The organism is Mycobacterium celatum, from assembly GCF_002101595.1.
In the GTDB taxonomy this organism is placed as follows: domain Bacteria; phylum Actinomycetota; class Actinomycetes; order Mycobacteriales; family Mycobacteriaceae; genus Mycobacterium; species Mycobacterium celatum.
Genome location: NZ_LQOM01000017.1, coordinates 15,302 through 33,008, shown reverse-complemented (window position 1 = coordinate 33,008; position 17,707 = coordinate 15,302). Strand labels below are relative to the sequence as shown.

Sequence of the window (17,707 nt, the reverse complement as noted above, 5' to 3'; positions counted from 1 at the left end):
GCGCTCGTCTACAGCGTCTGGTGGCGGCCGAAGTACTTGTGGTCTTCGCTGTAACCGCCGTAGCCGCTACCGATTTCGGAATAGTGCTCGACGAACTCGATGCCCTTGATCCACTTCACTTGCTTGAAGCCGTGCTGCAACTCGTTGCGTAACCGCAGCGGCTTGCCGTGCATATAGGGCAGCGGCTGGTCGTTCATGTTGTAGGCCAGCATCGACATGTGGTGCCACATCTGGTCGATGGGATGCGCGTTGTAGTAGATCCCACCGGTGGCGCCCAGGCCCATCGAGTAGAACACCACCCACTTGGCCTGGGGCAGCGGTTTGACGATGTCCATGATCGTCTTCATCTGCACGCCACCCCATTTGGCGACACCCGACCATGCCTGGATGCAGAAGTGCTGGGTGATCTGGTCGTGGTAGGGCAGGGCCTTCAAATCGTCGAGCGAGAACTCCATCGGGTTCTCTACGAGCCCGTAAACCTTCAGCCGCCAATCCCGGAAGTCGTTCTTCTCCAACTCCTTGTACTCGACGGTCTCCGGCAACCGGCCGTTACGCCAGTGGTGCGGCGAGATGTCTTCCTCGGTGAATGCGCCGGGCTTCGGGTTGAGGTTTTCCAGCAGCCGCTGGAAGGGCCCGATCAACGCGTACCCGACGCGCTGCACCACACGCGGGTGGCGGATGGTGAACGGCGTGGCCCACACCCAGGCGACCGCCGTTACCAGCATCGCCACCATGAACACCAAAAAGCCCGCCCAGCTGTTGTCGTCGCGGGCGGCGAACATGTGGTTGAGGTTGCGCAGCGCGTCGGTGGCGAACACCAGCGTGACGTGCACGAGGATGAAGAACAGGAAGTAGACCAGCACCACGAAGTGCAGCGAGCGGGCGATTTGAATGTTGAGCCGCTTGCTGATGATGGTGAGGCGCTGCGAGAGCGCCGGCGACATGCCCAAGCCGGTGATCAGCGCGGCCGGTGCGGCGATGAAGACGGTGGTGAAGTACGCCAGCAACTGCATGCCGTTGTAGGCCTCCCACCCGTTGTCGGTCGGCCAGTGCAGCGACAGGTACTGGATGGCCACCGAGGCGGCGTTGGGGAAGACGTCCCAACTGGTCGGCACGATGTGCCGCCACTGCCCGGTGGTGAACAGCAGCACGTAGAACACCGCGCCGTTGAGCAGCCACAGCACGTCCACGCCGAGATGCCACCAGCGGGCCAGGCCGATCGAGTGCCGGAAGCCGGGCAGCCCGAAATGCCGGGGCAGCGCGACAGTGTCGGCGTTGGCGGTCCAGTATTCGTCGTCCGGGACCGGCGGGCCGACCCGCAGCCACTCGTCCTTGCCGGGTGTGGAGTTGCGGCTGAAGTACAGCCGCGGGTGGTCGCAGAGGATCTGGATGCCCGTCCGGATGATGAACATCATCATGAACAGGTTGAAGAAGTGGGTCCAGCCGATCCAGGCAGGCATGCCGGGTATGACGCCTGACGGGTCGGAACCCGGGTGTCGCTCGACGAACTCTCGTACGGCGGGCGTGTGGTAGAGGCCCTTGCCGATCGCCACCCCGGCGACCAGCAGCGCGAAACCGATTGGAATCAGCCACATCAGGTTGAACCACTTGTCGCGGCCCACCCGCAGTTTCGGCGCGGTGGCCCGCCGGGTGAGGTCAAATCCGCCGCCGTAGTTCTCTACATCGACGACGTCGTGGGCTTTGTGCACCTCGGTGCGGTAGCCCTGCTCCAACTCCATCTCCACGTCGACGACGTCGGCGGGTACGTCAACATGGTGGGTGGAGTCTGTCGGTACGACGTCGGTCTCGGCCAAATCGATGCGCCCCTCGGGGCCATTAGCGTCCGTGGTCGTCACGCGGCCGAACTTACACGAGACGCCATTGTTACTGCGGTAAACATCGGGGAAACACTGGCCGTGAATTACCTGGTCATGGCCGGGTTCTCGCAAGCGGTTCACGGGTGCCTACGCAATTTATGACGTATCTACGGCTATATTTGGTTCTATATTCCGAATATGCGGTAACACTGGCGATTTGTTCACGCGGTTGCGCTGACCTAAACCGGGTCCGGTCGGCCGGCTTTACATCACGACCATCCCAGGTGGCCGCCGAAATCCTTCTGGCGCTGCGCAACGAGCACACATCGGTGTGGCCCGCAGCACAACTGCAGCAGCGGTCGCCGGCAAACCGAGTGAGATTCATCACACCCGACGCGCAGCCGCGGATGACGTCTCACCGCGCGAAGTCCAACCCGGCGGCTTGGCCGCCTGGCTACTAACGTCACGCCGGACGGCGCGCGAGTTAGGTCCTGCGGAATGAAATTTGCATTGGCAAGCTACGGAAGCCGCGGCGACGTCGAGCCCTTCGCCGCGGTGGGGCGCGAGTTGCTGCGCCGTGGGCACGAAGTGTGCATGGCGGCCCCGCCGCACATGATCGGCATCGTCGAGGCGGCCGGGCTTACCACCATTGCCTACGGCCCCAGCCCACAGGCTCGCCATGCCCAGGATCCGCTCAGCATGATGAGCGAGCTGATGGACCACGTCAGCCGGGCCCTAGAGGAATCGGGTGCGACGCTGACCCGGCTAGCAGATGGTGCCGACTTGCTGTTGACCGGCACCAGCGAACAGGGGCTGGCCGCCAACGTCGCGGCGCACTACGGCATTCCGCTGGCGGCGCTGCACTTCTTCCCGGCGCCGGAGTTGGCGCCGGGATTGCTCTTCGAGAACGTGGCAACGCAGGCGGACCAGGCTCAACGCCGAGCACTGGGTTTGCCGGCAGGGCAGACGGTGCCAGGCCCATCGCTGGAGATCCAGGCCTACGACGAGCTGTGCTTCCCCGAACTGGCTGCCCAATGGGCGAAAAGCAGCAACCGACGGCCGTTCGTCGGCGCGTTGACACTGGAGTTGCCCACCGATGCCGACGACGAAGTATTAGCGTGGATCGCCGCAGGAACACCACCCATCTACTTCGGCTTTGGCAGCAGCGTGCGGCTGGCATCTGCAGCCGACACGGTCGCCGTGATCGGCGAGGCATGCGCGCAGTTGGGCGAGCGGGCGTTGATTTGCTCTGGGGCAAGCGAATTCAGCGACATCCCGCAGTTCGACCATGTCAAGGTCACCGACACAGTGAACCACGCGGCCGTTCTGCCCGCGTGCGGGGCGATCGTCCACCATGGCGGTGCCGGCACCACTGCGGCTGGCATGCGGGCCGGAATCCCCACGTTGATCCTGTGGCGCTGGCTCGATCAGCCGCTCTGGGCAGACGTGGTCACGCGCCTGAAAATCGGTTCGGGTCACCAGTTTTCGGACACTACGCTGGAATCGCTGGTGGCCGACCTCCGATCACTCCTTACGCCGCAATGCGCCGCTCGCGCCCGCGAGGTAGCCGCCCGGTTGACAAACCCCGCCGAAAGCGTCGCTCTGGCCGCCGATCTGCTGGAAGACGCTGCTAGGTAGACCGCAGGCGGCGCGCCGGCCGAGCCTCGATGGCGTTGATCGTCAGCGTGCGAACGGCGATCCGCCAGCCCACATCTGTGCGCTGGTACTCGTCGTCGTAACGCAGATGCCAGACCACGTCGGTGAGCTGATCCGCATTGCCGCTCCAGTGGTGGGCGATGCAGGCGATGCGGCCCCGCGCGGTATCGGGTCGCGGGCCGTCGTCGTAGACCTCGCCCACGATCGCGTGCTCGGTGCGCACGGTGACGGCGACTTTGGCGATCGCCGCTGCGATGGCCGCCCGCCCGCTGTGCCGCTGGACCGGCTCCAGCGCGGCGGGCGGGTCGGGCACGGCAAGTTGAGCGGTGTCGGTGAAAAGAGCTGCAACAGCGTCGAATTGGCGATCGTCGACGCCTGCGGCGTATCGGTGCACCAGATCGGAGAGCGCCGTCCGGTTAGCTGCGATGAGCATCATGCCGGCAGCGACAGACGTTGCGCGCAGGCCGACAACGCGTCCTTGGCCTGCTCGATGTCGGTGATCGGCGGCATGGCCAACACGATCCGGTCGGCGCCCTGCTCGCTCAGCCGGCCCGCGCGGTCGGCGTCGATCTTGGTGACCGAGTGGCCCAATGACACCTCGAGGAGCTCTGGGTCGCGGCCCGCAGCCGAGGCCTCGTCGCGCATCAGCGTCAGCAACCTCGCCAGCCCGGGGCCGGCGACTCCCAACGGCTGAAATCCGTCCCCGAAACGCCCGGCCCGTCGCGCCGCCGCGCCGCTGTGCCCACCAATATGAACCGGAAGTTGCGCGCCCGCAACAGGTTTCGGGTAGCAAGTGATGTCGTCGAAGTGAAAGAACTCGCCATGGTGACTGACCCCGTGCGAGTGGTCGTCCCACAGTGCCCGCAGCACGGCCAACTGCTCGTCGGCCCGCCGCCCCCGGCTGTCGAATTCGGTTCCGCAGGCTTCGATTTCTTCGCGCAGCCAACCGACGCCGACACACAGCCGAAGCCGCCCACCCGACAGCACGTCGACGGTGGCCGCACGCTTGGCCAGCACAACCGGATGGTGATTGGGCAGCACCAGAACTCCGGTGGCCAGACCGAGCCGCTCGGTGTGGCCGACCAAAAACGCCAGCAGATCAAGCGGATCGGGGACCGGGCAGTCGGCCGCGAGTTCCACCCGGCCCGAGCTGTCGTAGGGGTAGACGCTCTCGTAGCGGGTCGCCAGCACGGTGTGCTCGACGACCACGATCGACTCGAAGCCGCAGATCTCCAGATGCCGCGCAAACGCCGCCATCCACACGGGGTCACCGGTGACACCGGCGCCGACCGGGGCGACCACCGCGAATTTCATGACCCGTGAGGTTAACGGGTCGTCTGGGCGTGCAGCGTTTCGGCCAGCCGGGCGGCCCGCGGATCGGTGAAGACGTCCTCGAGCAGCACCGGCCGACCGTCCGGTCCGGACAGCGGGACACGCCAGTTGGGGTACTCGTCGGTGGTGCCGGGCTGGTTCTGGGTGCGGTGGTCGCCGACCGCGTCGCTCAGCGCCAGGCCCAGCATCCGCGACGGCGTGCGCCCCAGGTACTCGTGCAGGGCCACCACGGTTTCGTCGAGGTCGGCGTGCCGGCCCAGCAGCCCGACCCGGCGCAGCTCGGCCAGCCAGGCTTCCCGGTCGGCCTGGGCGGCGGCGAGTTCCTCGTCGACCGGGCGGGTCAACAGTCCCAGCGAATCCCGAAGCCGTACATGCTCACCGGCCAGATAACCGGCCGTCGGCGGCAGGTCGTGGGTGGTGACCGACGACAGGCAGTACTCCCGCCAGCGCTCGGCCGGAAGCGGGCCGCCGTCACCATCGCGGTCGCGCTCGAACCACAGAATCGAGGTGCCCAGCACGCCGCGTGTCCGCAGATAGTCGCGCACCCACGGCTCGACGGTGCCGAGGTCTTCTCCGACGACCACCGCCCCGGCGCGATGGGCCTCCAGCGCGACGATGCCGACCATCGCCTCGTGGTCGTAGCGCACGTAGGTGCCGTGCGTGGGCGGCGAACTGTCGGGGATCCACCACAGCCGGAACAGTCCGATGATGTGGTCGATGCGCACCCCGCCGGCGTGGCGCAGTATGGCGCGGATCAAGGCCCGGAACGGCTGGTACTCCTGCTCGTCGAGCCGGTCCGGGCGCCACGGCGGCTGCGACCAGTCCTGGCCGAGCTGGTTGAACTCGTCCGGCGGCGCGCCTGCCGTCACACCGAGTGCCAGCACGTCCTGCAGCGCCCAGGCGTCCGCGCCGCTGGGATGCACGCCGACGGCCAGGTCAGCCATGATGCCCAGCGACATCCCGGCCGCCACCGCCCGCGACTGGGCGGCGCCCAGCTGCTCGTCGAGCTGCCACTGCAGCCAGCGATGGAAATCCACCTCCGCCGCGTGCTCGGCGACGAAATCCGCCACCCCGGGCGCGCCGGGGTGCTGCAGCGATTCCGGCCATTGACGCCAGTCACCGCCGTACTCTTCGGCCAGCGCACACCAGGTGGCGAAGTCGTCGAGCGCGGAGCCCTCGCGCGCGCAGAACGCCGCATAGGCCAGTTGCCGGCCGGCCGAACGCGGGACGCGGTAGACGACTTGCAGCGCCTTGCGTTTGGCCGCCCATGCGCCGTCGCGGTCGATCGAGTCGGCGGCTGCGCGGTCGCGGGCCCGGTCACGCAGCCGCCACACCCGGCCGCGTTTGGGTAGGTAGGCGAACTCCGGGATCGCCTCGACACGCAGATAGAGCGGGTTGACGAAGCGCCGCGACGTCGGCAGATAGGGCGACGGTTCCATCGGCTTGGTCGGTGCGGCCGCATGCAGCGGGTTGACGAGCAGATAGCCGGCGCCGTGCCGCGACGCCGACCAGACCGCCAGGTCGGTGAGATCGGTCAGGTCGCCGACGCCCCACGACCCTCGGGACCGCACGCTATATAACTGTGCCGCCAGCCCCCAGGTGCGGCGAGCGCCGAGCCGCTCCGGCAATCCCAGCCAGTCGGGCGTCACGATCAGCGCGGTGTCGGCCTCCTCGTCACCGGAGCGCAGATGCAGGCGGTGATAGCCCAGCGGCAGGTCGGTGGGCAGCACGAAGCTGGCCTCGCCGACCAGGCGCCCGTCGAGGTCGAACGGCTCGGTGAAGTTGTCGACCTGCCGTACGCTGCGGCGCAGGGTTCCATCCTCGAGCTGCACCCACACCTCGGCGGGATGGCCGTGGGTTACATGCGCCCAAAAGCGGGTCTGCGCGCCGGCACGGCCCACGATGGTGGCCGGCAGCGGACGGGCCCAATACGCGCGGTCGAGGGCGCTCAGCGCGGCGGCGCGTTCAGCCTCGGTACCCGCGGCCACCCCGAACGCTGCGAGGACGGCCACCACCGTGCTTTCCGGCACGGCCACCCGCCGACCGGTCCAGTCCTCGTAGTCGGCGGCGATTCCCAGCCGCCCGGCGAGTTCGGTCAACGACGGGGCAGTGGGCGTCATGCAGCCAATCTTGCAAGACGAGCCGACTTCGCTCCGCGTCGCTACCATTCCAATGAAGGCTTGACGATTCCAGCAGGACAGATGGCAAGTGATGATGCTGTGGTGCAGGCCACCATCGGGACGGGTCACGACATCGCGTCTCGCGTGGCGAGGTCGGTGGGGGTGCCCTACGGTTATCGATGTGAATAGTGGCGATCCGCATTTTGCAGGCGTTCCGTCGGTTCGGGGCGTGATCCGCCGTGCCGTCTGAGCAGGGCGGCCAGCGCGGCTCGGGGTACGGTCTCGGGCTGTCGACGCGCACCCAAGTAACCGGCTACCAGTTCCTGGCGCGACGGACCGCGATGGCGTTGACCCGCTGGCGGGTCCGGATGGAGATCGAACCGGGCCGGCGCCAGACGCTGGCCGTCGTGGCGTCGGTGTCTGCGGCGGCGGTGATCTGCCTGGGCGCCCTGCTGTGGTCGTTCATCAACCCCTCCGGCCAGCTGAACGAGTCGCCGATCATCGCCGACCGCGATTCCGGCGCGCTGTACGTCCGGGTCGGCGACACGTTGTATCCGGCGCTGAACCTGGCATCGGCCCGGCTGATCGCCGGCCGCGCCGACAACCCGCACAAGGTGCGCTCGAGCCAGATCGCCGAGCAACCGCACGGCCCGATGGTCGGCATTCCCGGCGCCCCGTCCTCGTTCTCGCCGACCACACCCACGTCGTCGTCGTGGCTGGTGTGTGACGCGGTCACCTCGACCGCCGGGGTGGGGGCGCCGTCCCCGGTGACCGTGACGGTGATCGACGGCACCCCGGACCTGTCGAATCACCGGCGGGTGCTGAGCGGATCGGACGCGGTGGTGCTGCGCTACGGCAACGACACCTGGGTGATCCGGGAAGGCCGCCGATCGCGCATCGACGCGGGCAACCGGGCCGTGCTGCTGCCCCTGGGCATTACCCCGGAACAAGTCACCCAGGCCCGGCCGATGAGCCGCGCGCTCTACGACGCCCTGCCGGTGGGCCCCGAGCTGACGGTGCCCAAAGTGCCCGACGCCGGCAGTCCGGCTAATTTCCCCGGGGCCCCCGGTCCGGTGGGGACGGTGTTCGTGACTCCGCAAATCAGTGGGCCACAACAATATTCGGTGGTGCTGATGGACGGTGTGCAGACCGTGACGCCGGTGGTGGCCCAGATCCTGCAGAACGCCGGCGCCACCCCGGGCGCTCATCTGGTGACGGTCGCGCCGCCCGCCCTGGCGAAGATGCCGGTGGTGACCGGCCTGGATCTGTCGGCCTATCCGGATGGCCCGCTGAAGGTGGTGGACATTCGCGACAACCCGGCGACCTGCTGGTGGTGGGAGAAGACCGCCGGCGAGGAGCGGGCGCGCACCGAGGTGGTGTCCGGTCCGACCATCCCGGTGGCTCAGTCCGACACCAACAAAGTGGTGTCGCTGGTGAAGGCCGACAACTCCGGCCGGGAAGCCGACCGGGTCTTCTTCGGCCCCAACTTTGCGAACTTCGTCGCGGTCACCGGCAACGATCCCGGCGCGTCGACGACGGAATCGCTGTGGTGGCTTTCTGATTCGGGTGTGCGCTTCGGGGTCGACAACACCCGCGACGCACGCAGCGCGCTGGGCCTGACCTCGACGCCGAGTCCGGCGCCGTGGGTGGCGTTACGTCTGCTGGCGCCCGGGCCGACGCTGTCACGAGCTGACGCGCTGGTGCGCCATGACACCCTTCCGACCGACATGAACCCTGCAGAATTGGCGGTACCCAAGTGAAACGTGGCTTTGCGCGGCCCACGCCGGAGCGGGCGCCGGTAGTCAAGCCGGAGAACATCGTCCTTCCGACGCCGCTGAGTGTCCCGCCCCCCGAGGGCAAGCCGTGGTGGCTGGTCGTCGTCGGCGTGCTGGTGGTCGGCCTGCTGGTCGGCATGGTCGGTATGACCGTGGCCAGCGGCTCGCGGATGTTCCTGGGCGCCGGCGCGATCTTCCCGATCTTCATGATCGGCGGCGTCGCGATGATGATGTTCGGTGGCCGGTTCGGCGGGCAGCAGCAGATGAGCCGGCCCAAGCTCGACGCGATGCGCGCCCAGTTTATGTTGATGCTGGACATGCTGCGCGAAACCGCCCAGGAATCCGCCGATTCCATGGACGCCAACTACCGGTGGTACCACCCGGAGCCGACCACTTTGTCGGCCGCCGTGGGCTCGCCCCGGATGTGGGAGCGCAAGCCCGACGGCAAGGACCTCAACTTCGGGGTTGCCCGCGTCGGCGTCGGAATGACCCGGCCCGAGGTGACCTGGGGCGAGCCGCAGAACATGCCGACCGACATCGAGCTGGAGCCGGTGACCGGGAAGGCCCTGCAGGAGTTCGGCCGCTACCAAAGCGTCGTCTACAACCTGCCCAAGATGGTCTCGCTGCTGGTCGAGCCGTGGTATTCGCTGGTGGGCGAGCGCGAGCAGGCGCTGGGCCTGATGCGGGCGATCATCTGCCAGCTGGCGTTCTCGCACGGGCCCGACCACGTCCAGATGATTGTCGTCAGTTCCGATGTGGCGCAATGGGATTGGGTCAAGTGGCTGCCCCACTTCGGTGACCCGCGCCGCCGCGACGCCGCGGGAAATGCGCGGATGGTGTACGGCTCGGTGCGTGAGTTCGCCGCCGACCAAGCCGAATTGTTCGCCGGCCGTGGGTCGTTCACGCCGCGGCACGCCAGCTCCTCGGCGGAGACACCCACCCCGCACCACGTGGTCATCTGCGACATCGAGGACCCGCAGTGGGAATACGTGATCAGCACCGGCGGCGTCGACGGTGTGACGTTCTTCGACCTGACCGGGTCGGCGCTGTGGACGGCCGTCCCCGAGCGGGTGCTGACCTTCGACAAAACCGGGGTGATCGAGGCGCTGCCGCGCGACCGCGACACCTGGATGGTGATCGACGACAACAAGTGGTTCTTCGCGCTGGCCGACCAGCTGACCGAATCCGAGGCCGAGCAGTTCTCGCTGCGCATGGCGCAGTGGCGGCTCGCCGAGGCTTACGAGGAGATCGGCCAGCGGGTGGCGCACATCGGTGCGCGAGACATCTTGTCCTACTACGGGATCGAGGATCCGGCGTCGATCGACTTCAACGCCCTGTGGAACGGCCGCGGCGATTCGATGCGCCGGTCGAGGTTGCGGGTGCCGTTCGGCAACCGCTCCGACAACGGCGAATTGCTGTTCCTGGACATGAAGTCGCTCGACGAGGGTGGCGACGGCCCGCACGGCGTGATGTCGGGGACAACCGGTTCGGGTAAGTCGACGCTGGTGCGCACCGTGCTCGAGTCGCTGATGCTCGCCCACCCGCCGGACGAACTGCAGTTCGTGCTCGCCGACCTCAAGGGTGGGTCGGCCGTCAAGCCGTTCGCCGGGGTGCCGCACGTGTCGCGGATCATCACCGACCTGGAAGAAGACCAGGCGCTGATGGAGCGCTTCCTGGACGCCCTGTGGGGCGAGATCGCCCGGCGCAAGGCGATTTGCGACAACGCCGGTGTCGACGACGCCAAGGAGTACAACGAGATGCGCACCCGGCTGCGGGCCCGCGGCCAGGACATGCCGCCGCTGCCGATGCTGGTGGTCGTCATCGACGAGTTCTACGAGTGGTTCCGGATCATGCCGACCGCGGTCGACGTCCTCGACTCGATCGGCCGGCAGGGCCGCGCCTACTGGATCCACCTGATGATGGCGTCGCAGACCATCGAGAGCCGGGCCGAAAAGCTCATGGAGAACATGGGTTACCGGTTGGTGCTGAAAGCCCGCACCGCCGGCGCTGCGCAGGCCGCCGGCGTGCCCAACGCGGTGAATCTGCCGGCACAGGCGGGGCTGGGCTATTTCCGCAAGAGCGGCGATGAGATCATCCGCTTCCAGGCCGAGTTCCTGTGGCGCGACTACCGCCGCGGCGTGTCGCTCGACGAGGACGGCCAGGCGCCGCTCGTGCACAGCGTCGATTACATTCGCCCGCAACTCTTTACCACCGCGTTCACGCCGCTGGAAGTCAGCGTGAGCGGTGCGGATCTCGACGCGCAGCGCGAGATCACCAACGGCGAAGTGATCACCGACACCGATGACGTCGACATCGACGTCGACGTCGACGATGAGGAAGAAGAAGAGGCGATCCGCACGCCGAAGGTCGGGACCGTGATCATCGACCGGCTGCGCCAGATCCCGTTCGAGCCGTACCGGTTGTGGCACCCGCCGCTCGACGAGCCGGTGGCGATCGACGACTTGGTGAACCGCTTTTTGGGCCGGCCCTGGCAGCAGAACTACGGCAGCGCCCGCAACCTGGTGTTCCCGATCGGGATCATCGACCGGCCCTACAAGCACGACCAGCCGCCGTGGACCGTGGACACCTCCGGCGCGGGTGCCAACGTGCTGGTCCTGGGGGCCGGCGGGTCCGGCAAGACCACCGCGCTGCAGACGCTGATCTGCTCGGCCGCGATGACCCACACGCCCGAGCAGGTGCAGTTCTACTGCCTGGCCTACAGCAGCACCGCGCTGACCACCGTGGCGGGACTGCCGCACGTCGGCGAGGTGGTCGGGCCCACCGACCCTTACGGCGTGCGGCGCACGGTCGCCGAGATGCTGGCGTTGGTGCGCGACCGCAAGCGCAGCTTCCTCGAGCACGGAATCGCCTCGATGGAGATGTTCCGGCGGCGCAAGTTCGCCGGCGAACCGGGCCCCGTGCCCGATGATGGCTTCGGCGACGTCTACCTGGTGATCGACAACTACCGGGCGCTGGCCGAGGAGAACGAGGTCCTGATCGAGCAGGTCAACCAGATCATCAACCAGGGGCCGTCGTTCGGTGTGCACGTGATCGTCACCGCCGACCGGGAATCGGAGCTGCGGCCGCCGGTGCGTAGCGGTTTCGGCTCCCGAGTGGAGCTGCGGCTGGCCGCGGTGGAGGACGCCAAGCTGGTGCGTTCCCGGTTCGCCAAGGACGTCCCGGTCAAGCCGGGCCGCGGCATGGTCGCGGTGAACTATGTGCGACTGGACAGCGATCCGCAGTCCGGCCTGCACACGCTGGTGGCCAGGCCCGCGCTCAGCAGCACCTCGAACGCGGTGTTCGAGTCCGACAGCGTGGCCGCGGCGGTCAGTCAGGTGGCGGTCGGTCGGACCCGTCCGGTGCGCCGCCTGCCGGCGCGCTTCGAGCTTGAGCAGCTGCAGGCACTGGCCGCCGCCGATCGCCGCCAGGGCGTCGGCGCGGGCGGAATCGCTTGGGCTGTATCGGAATTGGACCTCCAGCCGGTCTACCTCAACTTCGACGACAACGCGCACTTGATGATCACCGGCCGTCGCGAGTGTGGGCGCACCACTACGCTCGCCACGATCATGCGCGAGATCGGGCGGATCTACGCGCCCGGCGCCAGCACCGCACCGCCCACGTCGCGGCCGTCCGCGCAGGTGTGGCTTGTCGATCCGCGTCGTCAGCTGCTGACCACGCTGGGCTCCGACTACGTCGAGAATTTCGCGTACAACCTCGACGGGGTCGCCGCGATGATGGATCAGCTGGCCGCCGCGCTGTCGCGCCGCGAGCCGCCGCCTGGGCTGTCCGCCGAGGAGTTGCTGTCGCACTCGTGGTGGAGCGGGCCGGAGATCTTCCTGATCATCGACGACGTGCAGCAGCTGCCGCCGGGCTTCGACTCGCCGCTGCACAAGGCGGCACCCTGGGTGACCAGGGCGGCCGACGTCGGCTTGCACGTGATCATCACCCGCACCTTCGGCGGCTGGTCGTCGGCGGGCAGCGACCCGATGCTGCGGGCGCTGCACCAGGCGAACGCGCCCTTGCTGGTGATGGATGCCGACCCCGACGAGGGCTTCATCCGCGGCAAGATGAAGGGCGGCCCGCTGCCTCGCGGCCGCGGCCTGCTGATGGCCGAGGACACCGGCGTGTTCGTCCAGGTCGCGGCCACCGACCTGCGTCGGTAAGCGGCTCCTCAGAGCCACCTCATAGCCAACGCACAGCTGGCACTTGTCGTCTGCTCACCCTGCCTTTTTAACGTCGCTGAACAGTGACTGATGGGGTAGTGGTGAAGGGAGTGCCTGATGTCGTTTGTGACGACACAGCCGGAAGCGTTGACCGCGGCGCAGTTTGCCGCGTATGCGCAGATGTACCAGGCGGTCGGCGCGCACGCGGCCGCGATCCACGACATGTTCGTCGCCACCCTCGGTGCCAGCGCCGAGTCATATGCAGCCACCGAAGCTGCCAACGTGGTCGGAGCCGGCTAGAGGGGGAGCGATGCTGGATTTCGGGGCGCTGCCGCCAGAGATCAACTCCGCGCGCATGTATGCCGGGCCCGGTTCGGGACCGATGCTGGCCGCCGCGGCGGCCTGGCAGGAGTTGGCCGTCGAGTTGAATTCCGCGGCGGCGCACTATGGTTCGTTGATCTCCGGGTTGACCGGCGGGGCGTGGGCGGGGCCGTCGGCGGTGTCGATGGCGGCCGCGGCCACGCCGTACGTCGGCTGGCTCGCCGCCACCGCTGGCCAAGCCGAACAGGCCGCTGCGCAGGCCGCGACGGCGGCCGCTGCTTATGAAACCGCTTTTGCCGCAACGGTTCCTCCGCCGGTAATTGCAGCCAACCGCAGCCTGCTCGCCACTCTGGTCGCGACCAACGTCCTCGGGCAGAACAGCCCGGCCATCGCGGCCACCGAGTTCCACTACGCCGAAATGTGGGCGCAGGACGCCGCGGCCATGTACGGCTACGCCGGCGCGTCGGCCGCTGCCGCGAAACTGACTCCATTCACGGCGCCGCCGCAGACCACCGACCCGGGCGGGTTGGCCGGCCAGGCCGCCGCGGTGGCCCAGGCCGCGGGCAGCTCCGCCGGCACGCATGTCGAGACGGTGATGTCGGCAGGCCCGCAACTGATTTCGGCGACACCCCAGGCGTTGCAAGCACTGTCGTCGGGGTCGTCTTCGTCGTCGTCCACGTCGGGGATGTCGTCGCTGTCGTCACTGAGCATGCTGACGATGCCGGCGCGGATGGCCATGATGCCGTTGAGCATGCTCACCCGATTGTTCACGATGGGCGGGGCCAACGCAGCGAGTACTGCGGCCAGGGCCGTGGGCAACACCGCTAACGCGCTGGGATCGGCCCTGCGTGGCGGACTCGGTTCCGGCGCCGGCGCGCTGGGCTCCGCGGGGTTTTCCGGCCTCGGCAGTGGTTCGGCGGTGACGGCGGGGATGGGCCGGGCGGCTTCGATCGGCGCGCTGTCGGTGCCGTCCGGTTGGGCCGGGACGGCGTCGGCGATAAGCCCCACTGCGGCCGGCGCCTTGCCGGCCAGCGCAACCCCGGCGGTCCAGGCAGCCGCCCAGCAGGCGGTGCCCCCCATGATGCCGATCACAAATATGGCCGGGCGCGGCGCGGTCGGCGGCGCCACTCCGCGGTTCGAGGTTCGGCCGACTGTGATTCCGCGCTCACCGGCCGGCGGCTAACGGTCCCCATTCATCCCGCTCTACATCGAAATCGTGCACGTCGTCGGAAGCTGGTTCCCGATCATCTAGAGCAAGAGTGCCGCCTGTTAGGGAGGCCGCGCGCAACTATCGCGGGTCGCAGCAGGCGGCCCATTCCGGCGAGTGCGCCAGCCTAGGTGTCGCCAAGACCACTTCGCATAGCATGGTCAGCCCCGGGCCGGGCCAGCCGTGCGGGACCGGTTTTCTCAGGCGATTCCCGGCGTTCATTCACGCTGCATTAAATGATCCCCGGTAATTTTGCTCACGGTGATTAAAAATTCGCCCTGGTCGGAAGGATCGCCAGCGTCGATGGCATAACGGTCCGGTGACCGTCCACCCACGGCAGCACGTTTCGCACCCACTTGATGTGCTACCGCATACCGATACCGAGCGTGCAGCTGCCGATGTCCGGCCTTGATGTCGTAGGTTCGCGCGCCTGTGCTTCCAGGTGGTTGGCGGGCCCACGTCGGCGCAACAGCGACCGGTGATTTGCGCGATTCGCGCCGGCCGCACGGTGAGGAGGAACGTGGATGACCGCACCACCTGCCGGCAAGCCGCGCAGCGAAGGCCAATGGGCGCTGGGAATGCGCGAGCCGCTCAACGCGACTGAGGAGCTCAAGAAGCAGGGCAATCCGCTCGCCGTACGCGGGCGGATTGAAAACGTTTACGCCAAATGTGGTTTCGACGGCATCGAGAAGACAGGCCTGCGCGGCCGCTTCCGCTGGTGGGGCCTTTACACCCAACGTGAGCAGGGATACGACGGCTCCTGGACGGGCGACGAGAACATTGACGTCTTGGAGTCGCGGTACTTGATGATGCGGGTGCGCTGTGACGGCGGTGCGCTGTCGGCCGCTGCAGTACGCACCCTGGGCGAGATTTCCAGACTGTATGCCCGCGATACGGCCGACATCTCCGACCGCGAGAACCTGCAAATGCACTGGATAAAGGTGGAGAATGTCCCGTTGATCTGGCGCGAGCTGGCCGTGGTTGGGTTGCAGACCGCAGAGGCGTGCGGTGATTGCCCGCGGGTGATTCTGGGCTCACCGCTGGCCGGTGAATCGCTCGACGAGGTGCTCGACCCGAGCTGTGCGATCCAGGAGATCGTGCGGCGCTATATCGGCAAGCCCGATTTCGCCGACCTGCCGCGCAGTACAAGACCGCGGTTTCCGGTCTGCAGGATGTCGCGCACGAGATCAACGACATCTCGTTCATAGGCGTGCACCACCCTGAGCACGGCCCGGGCCTGGATCTGTGGGTCGGAGGCGGCCTGTCAACCAATCCGATGCTGGCCCAACGAGTGGGAGCCTGGATCCCGCTCGAGGAGGTGCCCGCCGTGTGGGCAGGGGTGACCTCGGTGTTCCGCGACTACGGCTACCGCCGGCTGCGTTCCAAGGCACGCATGAAGTTCCTGATCAAGGACTGGGGCATTGAACAATTCCGGGAGGTCCTCGAGACCGAATACCTCAAGCGGCCGCTGATCGACGGTCCACCGCCACCGCCGGTGATCCACCCGATCGACCATGTCGGAGTGCAACGGCTGAAGAACGGACTCAACGCTGTCGGGGTGTCCCCGGTCGCCGGCCGCCTGTCCGGCCCGAAGTTGTCTGCGGTCGCCGATCTGGCCGAACACGTTGGCTCGAACCGGATCCGGTTTACGCCGTATCAGAAGTTGATCATTCTGGACGTGCCGGATAAGCATGTCGACTGTCTGGTCGCCGACTTGGACGCGCTGGGCCTGCCGTCACGGCCGTCACACTGGCGGCGAAACCTTATGGCCTGCACCGGCATCGAGTTTTGCAAATTGTCTTTCGCCGAAACACGTGGCCGCGCACAGGTTTTGGTACCCGAACTGGAGCGCCGGCTCGAGGATATCAATGCCGAGCTGGACGTGCCGATCACCGTCAATATCAACGGTTGCCCCAACTCGTGCGCGCGGATCCAGGTCGCCGACATCGGGTTCAAGGGCCAGATGATCGACGACGGCCATGGTGGTTCGGTCGAAGGCTTCCAGGTGCATTTGGGCGGAAGCCTCGGGCTGGACAGTGGGTTCGGCCGCAAGCTGCGCCAGCACAAAGTCAGCAGCAGTGAGCTTGGCGACTATATCGAGCGGGTGGTGCGCAATTTCGTCAAACACCGACATGACGGCGAACGCTTCGCGCAGTGGGCCATGCGCGCTGACGAGGATGACCTGCGATGAGTGGTGAGACAAACGGCTGGACCGAAACGCAACTGCGCGAGTTGGCGGCGCGCGGCGCCAAGGAGTTGGAGGGCGCCAGCGCTACCGAACTGTTGCGCTGGACTGACCATCATTTCCGGGGCGTCAACGTGCCTCGCGGGTGGGCCACCTGCGGCTGGGTGGTGGCCTCCAGCATGCAGGACGCGGTGCTGGTGGATCTGGCAGCGAAGGTCCGCCCAGGGGTGCCCGTAGTGTTTTTGGACACTGGATACCACTTCGCCGAAACCATCGGCATCCGCAACGCCGTCGATGCCACCTACGACGTCCACGTCCTCAACGTCATCCCCGAGCACACGGTGGCCCAGCAGGACGAACTGCTGGGCAAGGATCTATTCGCCCGAAATCCCAACGAATGCTGCCGGCTGCGCAAGGTCGCGCCGCTGTCCGAAGCGCTGCGCGGCTTCGACGAGCAGTTCAGGCTGGTGAAAGTCAACCCGCTGGCCGCATGGTCGGATCGGGACATGGCCGACTACATCGCCGAGCACGATGTGCTGGTCAATCCGCTTGTCTACGAAGGGTATCCGTCCATCGGATGCGCTCCATGCACTGCCAAGCCCGCTCGGGAGGCCGATCCGCGTAGCGGGCGCTGGCAGGGGTTGTCCAAGACCGAATGCGGGTTGCACGCCTCATGACTACGCTGGTGCTGACCGCGCACGGCAGCGCGGACCCGCGATGCGCGGCCAATGCGCGCGCCGTCGCTGGCCGGCTGCGGCGCACGCGCCCCGGTCTTGACGTGCGAGTGGGGTTCTGCGACCAGAATTCGCCGGGGCTGGCCGAGGTGTTGGCCGGGTTGCGGGATGCCCGCGCGGCAGTGGTCACCCCGCTGCTGCTGGCAGACGCCTATCACGCGCGTATCGACATTCCCCGACAAATCGGGGGCTGCGGTCGTCGCGGCGTGCGCCAGGCGGACGTGCTCGGCGAGGACGATCGGCTTGTGACGGTGTTGCGGGAAAGGCTTGGCCGCCTTGGCGTTTCCGGGCGGGATAGTGAGCTCGGTGTGCTGGTGGTTGCCATCGGCTCGTCGCACGCCGCGGCGAATGCGCGCACCGTGCAGGTAGCGCCAAAGCTGGCGGCCGCAACCCGCTA

General features: G+C 67.4%; 9 protein-coding genes and 3 pseudogenes. 8 read left to right on the top strand and 4 right to left on the bottom strand.

Translation table 11 applies throughout. From position 1 onward, the window contains the following. Nucleotides 1-8: 8 nt before the first annotated feature. A complete protein-coding gene (locus AWB95_RS05580; RefSeq protein ID WP_062540080.1) occupies nucleotides 9-1,739 on the bottom strand; it encodes a molybdopterin-dependent oxidoreductase in 1,731 nt (576 codons plus the stop codon). A 576-nt stretch (nucleotides 1,740-2,315) separates the two neighbouring features. Between AWB95_RS05580 and AWB95_RS05575 the strand changes: the two genes are divergently transcribed. Next, nucleotides 2,316-3,455 (top strand): glycosyltransferase, encoded by a 1,140-nt coding sequence (locus tag AWB95_RS05575; protein ID WP_085167801.1) that lies wholly within the window; start codon nucleotides 2,316-2,318, stop codon nucleotides 3,453-3,455. On the opposite strand, the gene AWB95_RS05570 is transcribed toward AWB95_RS05575, so the two are convergent. The 3 genes from AWB95_RS05570 to malQ are packed head-to-tail and all read right to left on the bottom strand — an operon-like array spanning nucleotide 3,448 to nucleotide 6,925. Then, nucleotides 3,448-3,909, bottom strand: a complete 462-nt coding sequence (locus AWB95_RS05570) for a nuclear transport factor 2 family protein (RefSeq protein ID WP_062540071.1) — start codon at nucleotides 3,907-3,909, stop codon at nucleotides 3,448-3,450. The genes AWB95_RS05575 and AWB95_RS05570 overlap by 8 nt on opposite strands. After that, complete coding sequence (locus AWB95_RS05565; protein WP_062540070.1) at nucleotides 3,906-4,787, bottom strand: LLM class F420-dependent oxidoreductase; 882 nt, start codon at nucleotides 4,785-4,787, stop codon at nucleotides 3,906-3,908. The genes AWB95_RS05570 and AWB95_RS05565 overlap by 4 nt, the downstream gene beginning before the upstream one ends. A gap of 11 nt (nucleotides 4,788-4,798) precedes the next feature. Further along, nucleotides 4,799-6,925, bottom strand: a complete 2,127-nt coding sequence (malQ, locus tag AWB95_RS05560) for a 4-alpha-glucanotransferase (RefSeq protein ID WP_062540069.1) — start codon at nucleotides 6,923-6,925, stop codon at nucleotides 4,799-4,801. Nucleotides 6,926-7,164: 239 nt separating this feature from the next. On the opposite strand from malQ, the gene eccB reads away from it, so the two are divergent. The 7 genes and pseudogenes from eccB to AWB95_RS05525 form a co-directional block, all read left to right on the top strand. Then, complete coding sequence (gene eccB / locus AWB95_RS05555) at nucleotides 7,165-8,685, top strand: type VII secretion protein EccB (RefSeq protein ID WP_062540068.1); 1,521 nt, start codon at nucleotides 7,165-7,167, stop codon at nucleotides 8,683-8,685. Then, nucleotides 8,682-12,863: a type VII secretion protein EccCa gene (eccCa, locus tag AWB95_RS05550; RefSeq protein WP_062540067.1), complete on the top strand. Its 4,182-nt coding sequence runs from the start codon at nucleotides 8,682-8,684 to the stop codon at nucleotides 12,861-12,863. Before eccB ends, eccCa begins: the two co-directional genes overlap by 4 nt. Nucleotides 12,864-13,007: 144 nt before the next feature. After that, a pseudogene (locus AWB95_RS05545) lies at nucleotides 13,008-13,163 on the top strand (PE family protein); the annotation flags it as partial. A 10-nt stretch (nucleotides 13,164-13,173) separates the two neighbouring features. After that, on the top strand, nucleotides 13,174-14,367 hold the full coding sequence (locus AWB95_RS05540; RefSeq protein ID WP_085167799.1) for a PPE family protein: 1,194 nt from the start codon (nucleotides 13,174-13,176) through the stop codon (nucleotides 14,365-14,367). Between the two features lie 548 nt (nucleotides 14,368-14,915). After that, nucleotides 14,916-16,582, top strand: a pseudogene (locus AWB95_RS05535) (nitrite/sulfite reductase). Continuing rightward, nucleotides 16,579-17,253 (top strand): adenylyl/phosphoadenylyl-sulfate reductase, encoded by a 675-nt coding sequence (locus AWB95_RS05530; RefSeq protein ID WP_062541748.1) that lies wholly within the window; start codon nucleotides 16,579-16,581, stop codon nucleotides 17,251-17,253. The pseudogene AWB95_RS05535 and the gene AWB95_RS05530 overlap by 4 nt, the downstream one beginning before the upstream one ends. After that, a pseudogene (locus AWB95_RS05525) lies at nucleotides 17,250-17,705 on the top strand (sirohydrochlorin chelatase); the annotation flags it as partial. The gene AWB95_RS05530 and the pseudogene AWB95_RS05525, both read left to right, overlap by 4 nt. Nucleotides 17,706-17,707 lie beyond the last annotated feature (2 nt).

Excerpts from the sequence above, each read along its gene's own strand:
- AWB95_RS05565 (WP_062540070.1), bottom strand. The coding sequence starts at position 4,787 with ATGAAATTCGCGGTGGTCGCCCCGGTCGGCGCCGGTGTCACCGGTGAC.
- AWB95_RS05580 (WP_062540080.1), bottom strand. The coding sequence starts at position 1,739 with ATGGAGTTGGAGCAGGGCTACCGCACCGAGGTGCACAAAGCCCACGAC.
- malQ (WP_062540069.1), bottom strand. The coding sequence starts at position 6,925 with ATGACGCCCACTGCCCCGTCGTTGACCGAACTCGCCGGGCGGCTGGGA.
- AWB95_RS05575 (WP_085167801.1), top strand. The coding sequence starts at position 2,316 with ATGAAATTTGCATTGGCAAGCTACGGAAGCCGCGGCGACGTCGAGCCC.
- AWB95_RS05530 (WP_062541748.1), top strand. The coding sequence starts at position 16,579 with ATGAGTGGTGAGACAAACGGCTGGACCGAAACGCAACTGCGCGAGTTG.
- AWB95_RS05540 (WP_085167799.1), top strand. The coding sequence starts at position 13,174 with ATGCTGGATTTCGGGGCGCTGCCGCCAGAGATCAACTCCGCGCGCATG.
- AWB95_RS05570 (WP_062540071.1), bottom strand. The coding sequence starts at position 3,909 with ATGATGCTCATCGCAGCTAACCGGACGGCGCTCTCCGATCTGGTGCAC.